At 55.3% G+C, this 5,104-nt stretch carries 5 protein-coding genes; all 5 read right to left on the bottom strand.

Features of this window, described 5'->3' with window-relative positions; genetic code table 11:
- Positions 1–156: 156 nt before the first annotated feature.
- Positions 157–969: a hypothetical protein gene (locus tag ACWVCN_RS04855; RefSeq protein WP_455244388.1), complete on the bottom strand. Its 813-nt coding sequence runs from the start codon at positions 967–969 to the stop codon at positions 157–159.
- Complete coding sequence (locus ACWVCN_RS04850) at positions 962–1,735, bottom strand: hypothetical protein (RefSeq protein WP_455244387.1); 774 nt, start codon at positions 1,733–1,735, stop codon at positions 962–964. The genes ACWVCN_RS04855 and ACWVCN_RS04850 overlap by 8 nt, the downstream gene beginning before the upstream one ends.
- Before the next feature lie 92 nt (positions 1,736–1,827).
- Positions 1,828–2,022, bottom strand: a complete 195-nt coding sequence (locus tag ACWVCN_RS04845) for a ubiquitin-like protein UBact (RefSeq protein WP_455244386.1) — start codon at positions 2,020–2,022, stop codon at positions 1,828–1,830.
- Positions 2,019–3,545, bottom strand: coding sequence for a proteasome accessory factor PafA2 family protein (locus tag ACWVCN_RS04840; protein WP_455244385.1), 1,527 nt, complete (start codon positions 3,543–3,545; stop codon positions 2,019–2,021). The genes ACWVCN_RS04845 and ACWVCN_RS04840 overlap by 4 nt, the downstream gene beginning before the upstream one ends.
- Before the next feature lie 112 nt (positions 3,546–3,657).
- Positions 3,658–5,104 (bottom strand): AAA family ATPase (locus tag ACWVCN_RS04835; protein ID WP_455244384.1); only part of this gene is annotated, 1,447 nt, incomplete at its 5' end.

Raw genomic sequence — 5,104 nt, 5'->3', positions numbered from 1 at the left:
CCGCGGTGGTGGAGATCCAACACCCCCTGCCGTTGGATATGGAACAGATGGTCACGGATCTTGTGAGCAAACCAGGTGGGTGAATGGTCGGGGCGGTCTTGATGAATGAGGAGTCCGTACTCCGTCTCGAGGCCGAAAATGCGGTTCAACATGGCGTCACGACAGGCAGCCGGAAAGATCTTTCGGGAGCAAACGGCCTAGTTCATCTGTCGATACGGTTCGATACTTTGACGAACCTCGTTGGGTACGATCGAGCACCGCACATTCAATGGACTTTTCTGCAATGGTTTCTCGGATATGGGCATAGAGGCTGCCCGTGTCAGTCGGTGAAGCCTGCCCGGCCGTTTCTTTGCCCTGTTCACTCTCCTCATTCATAACCCTCTTTTGGAGACGATCGCCCACGGCCCAGGCAGAGAGTGCAGTTCCGACCGCCCGTTCCAGCGACATAGATTCGGACATCTGTCCACGCAAATAAGCCACCATTCCATCCTCGACCGAATGATTCGCAGCCAGGACCGCACAATTCTTTCCCTCCTCAAAAGTCCCGTCATAATTGATGACGAGAAAGCTGTCCTGGCCTGCCTTCTGTCCCAATTCCGCCAACAAGATCTTGATGATAAAGGGCGCCTTGAACACTTCTTCGAACGCCTGCTTGATCACGGGAGCAATGCCATATTTCACCATCCGGCTTCCCGTCACATCGGACGGCGAACGGTTAAAACCTTCCACATGCGCCATTTCCAAGAGGCTGAATCGCAACTTTTCCAAATCAGCCGGATGCCCCATCCCGCCTAATGCAAGGCGATCGTAAATCTCGTACAGCTTCGGTGTCCCCTTGCTTACCGTCAGTAAAAGGATCCCGCATTCATACGTGAGCGCGACAACCGGACTACCTTGCTTGAACTGTTCCTCCAAATACTGACGGCGGTTCCCGACCGCCTCGACCCACCGATAAGGTTCTTCATACATGGCGTGATACCTTCGTTTCGAACAGTGGTTTCAAGGTGGAATCTGGAATCGTCTGCAACCCATCGCGCGTGATGAGTTTGATGACAGGATAAAGGTTGGCTTCTCGATTCACCCCGCCTGTGGCGCTGTCGAATTCCGCGGCACTCGTCAGGAGTCGGAGCGCTTGAATGGTCGCTTCTTCTTCGGTTAGCCGATTCAGCGGTTGTTCTCCCCACGTATTCAAATAATGGAGAATTCCACGGATCGTCGGCGAACCGGACCCTGAGACGGCATATTCCACTCCCTCGAATTCTGCTCCGAGGATGTCGTAAAAATAAATCTTGGCGGCTCCCTGCTCGAAATCGTACCCTGCAAAAATCGGCGCCACCGCCCCTGTCCCCGCCAAGGCCGCCGCGACATTTTCCTTCAACAGTTTCGATACCGCCCGGAGCTTTCCCTCAAAACTCAACTCTTGGAGCTGCGTTCTGCGGTAGTACTTAAAGGAATGCTCCAGGACCCGCACCATCTCGTAGGCCGTCGCAGGAACTCCGGCAATCGCCATGACGCTGTGGCGATCGATTTCTAAGACCTTATCGGTTCGATCATACATCACCATGTTTCCGGCAGTTGCCCGGCGATCTCCTGCCACTAACACGCCGTCGCGATATTTGAATGCCAAAATTGTCGTGGCAGTGGGAATTTCCGCGGTAGCTCCTGCCGTCGCGGGCACGCCTAATTGATACCCCTGTTCTTTCAGTAGCTGGAAAAAATCGCCCTGCATTCCCATATATCCTCCAGGTTCGGGGCACGAGGCAACGGTCAAGGGAAACCCCCTACCACTCCGTTCTCTTACTCTCTCCTTTCGTCCCTGCCTTTCGCCTATTCACCGGTTCGTTGGCGATACCGTTCCGCCTGCTTGGGATCAACCTTCCGCATGCGTTTCAGCAAGTTGTCCTTGTCCGGAGAACCTGATTCCGGACGGCGAGGGCCGCTTCCTTCATCCGATGGGCTTGGAGATTTCGGCATTGGATTCCCGGGACCTTCACGGCGTTCGGGCAACGTTCGGTAAATCATGATCGTTGATCCTTTCGTGTTTTCCATGCCGTTACCGCATCCCCTGGAGATGCAGCTGACTCAAAAATTTCACGACAGGCCTCCACCTGTTTGGGCTCAAAGAGATCACCCATCTCCAACGTTCTGGGCAACAGACCGCCGGAAAATTGAATCCGTTCCCACTGCATCCCCTTGATCTGATCAGAGAATCGTCGCACACAGAGACCTCGAATTCCTCCGCGTGTATCCGACGGGCCGCTCAAGAGGGCGGTTTGGACATCAGCCTCCGCCGTCATACGCCATGCCTTCCCCTCCGCCTCGAAACCGAGGTACAACCCGCGCTCAGGATTCATGTTGTGGTATTCCAAATCCAAACTTGCAAGCCAGGGATCATCCCACCCGATGCGCTCCTCCCGCACAAAGGTTTCGAGCAGCCATTGCTTCGTTACCCAATCAAGCTTTCCGACCAGCCGCCCCCGATCCTGTGTCAATAACCGCAGGGTCTCGGCCCATTCGCGCAAGACCCAGTCAACCTCCGGATCAGACCCGCTCAAAACCCGTCCAGCCTCTTCACAATATTGTTCCTGTATCTCTAGAGCGGAACGCATTCGCCCGGTCGTAAGCGGCGCGGTGGCCTTCAAATCCGGATCGCGCGAGAGCTGCTTGACTGCCACGACCGGTTGATCCAGTTCGAGTCTAGGTGCCGCCCCACGGGCGATCAGTTCTAAGATGCACTGGGTCGTGCCGATCTTGAGAGCCGTCGTATATTCGCACATGTTCGCGTCGCCGATAATCAGATGGAGTCGACGATACCTCCGGCGATCCGCATGCGGTTCGTCTCGCGTGTTCAGAATCGGCCGGTTGTGCATCGTGTCGACGCTCAACTCTGTTTCCATAAAATCTGCTCGTTGCGACAACTGGAACCTGCCGGGAACGAATCCCGACTCTTGGGCCTCGATGCCGACTTTCCCTGCTCCGGCAAAAACCTGTCGACTCACAAGAAACGGCAACAGTCCCGCAACCAATTGGGAAAACGGAATTGCGCGGTCAACCAGATAGTTGTCGTGGCATCCGTAGCTATGGCCGTGGAAATCCGTATTGTTCTTGTAGAGCTGGACATGACCACCGCCAAGAGCCTGATTACGACGGTTGGCAGCCCGTTGAAGGATCCGCTCCCCCGCCCGGTCATGCGCAATGAGATCTTTCAGTGTGCGGCATTCCGGAGTGGAGTACTCGGGGTGCGTATGGTCGTTGTAAAAGCGCGCGCCGTTAGGCAGCACGAGATCGCTCTTCATCTCATGGAAAGAGAATGGCCGATGGGCATCTGTCTTAGCGAATTCATCCTCTTCATGATCTTGCGCGAGGCCTGAAACACGAAATCCCCTTGCGTCTTCGTGTGGATCCTCTCCACCATAATCCCAACGCCGCTCGAACGACGCGGTCAAATGTGCCCGCACCAACTCCATCGACTCGACAACCGGATCCACCTGCTCCAGATCCTCGCGGGTAATCCCATATTCGGTTTCAATGCCGAACAACCGCATCCTTAACCTTTACAGCAATACGAAACCACAGAAAGATTTCAACTCTTCGCGTCCGACAAAGCCATATACAATGGCGCGAGTTTCGCGAATACGAGAATCGCGTAGACCATACTCATATAATCTGGCTGATCACCCGTTCTTCCGCCTTCCGTCCGCCTCTAAACGAAGAAATCCCGACGACCTGTTCCGGATGGTGGTCAAGCAGCTTCAGCCATTCTTCAGCTGCGTCGTCCGGCGGCAACATCTCGCCTTCACGGAATTCTTCGGCCACGGATTCCAATAAATCCTGAGCAACCAAGCCCCTGGCCGGTTTATCCCCTCGAATCATCCGATCGATCGCCTTTTCCTTGGCACGCTGGACAATCGAAGACAAGATCGCTCCGCTGATCAAGTCACTGCGATAGAGCACCTTGCTCTGTCCGTTGCGCAATCGGACGGATAGGAGGCGGTTCTCTTCGGTCCGTTTGAAGATCGCTTCCACGACCTCCTCTACCAGAGACTGAAGGGCCTTGACCTTCTCTCCCCCTCGTTCGGCAATCACTGTCTGATCGATCGGTAAGTCTTCGGTTACGTACACCTTGAGGATTTCAGCCGAGGACTCTCGATTGGGCCTGCCGACCTTGATCTTCCGATCGATGCGGCCAGGCCTGAGGACGGCGGGATCGATAAGATCGGGCCGGTTCGACGCGAGGATAATCACCACGTCCCGGAGCGATTCGATCCCGTCCATCTCACTACAGAACATCGGCACCAGCGTATTGGAGATATTGAACGACCGCATCGCGCGTCTTGTCCCGAGAATGGATTCCGCTTCATCGATGAAGATGAACGGCAGGGCCCCTTCCTTACGGCGGGCCCGAGCTTGCGCAAAGAGGTCACGGACCATCCGTTCCGACTCGCCCAGCCACATGTTCAATATCTCCGGCCCTTTCACATGGAGGAAAGCGCCACCTGTGACCGGGGGACGTTGGCTTTTCGTTTCCTCCTCCTCCGGTTTCGACTCGGCGACCAACTTCGAGAGGCTGCCGGCCGCAGCCTGACCGATCAGAGTCTTCCCGCAGCCGGGCGGGCCGTATAGGAGAAACCCCTTCGGCTGCGAAAATTTAAATTGTTCGAACGTCTTGCTGTGGAGTAATGGATACTCAATCGCCTTCCGGATCGCCGAAATCGCCTCATCTTGTCCACCGATCTGTTCCCATGTCACTTTCGGTACTTCGTCAAGCAGATGCCTGTCCGCCTTCCGATCCTCAAGCTTCTCAATCGCAATCCGATGACTCGGATCGATTCGGATCTCGTCACCGGCCTCTAACTCGACCCCGGTCAAATCACTCGACCGCTGCAAAATGAGCGATTGCCGCCCCATCTCCTGCTCAAACCGCAACCGTCCATCAGCCATCGCTTCTGCCAGTTTCAAGATCGGCCCGCTTCGATCATAGCCGAGGGTTTTTATCACCGCATAGGCTTCATTGACCAGAATTTGAGTTCCAATCTTCAGATCGGATACCGGAACGCGAGGATCGACATTGGCATAATACTCGGCCCCTCCCACGACGATGCGT

The organism is Petrachloros mirabilis (genome assembly GCF_975968855.1).
Note: the sequence above shows the minus strand (reverse complement) of the source record. Positions and strands in the feature narration are given on the sequence as shown.

Excerpts from the sequence above, each read along its gene's own strand:
- ACWVCN_RS04855 (WP_455244388.1), bottom strand. The coding sequence starts at position 969 with ATGTATGAAGAACCTTATCGGTGGGTCGAGGCGGTCGGGAACCGCCGT.
- ACWVCN_RS04850 (WP_455244387.1), bottom strand. The coding sequence starts at position 1,735 with ATGGGAATGCAGGGCGATTTTTTCCAGCTACTGAAAGAACAGGGGTAT.
- ACWVCN_RS04845 (WP_455244386.1), bottom strand. The coding sequence starts at position 2,022 with ATGATTTACCGAACGTTGCCCGAACGCCGTGAAGGTCCCGGGAATCCA.
- ACWVCN_RS04840 (WP_455244385.1), bottom strand. The coding sequence starts at position 3,545 with ATGCGGTTGTTCGGCATTGAAACCGAATATGGGATTACCCGCGAGGAT.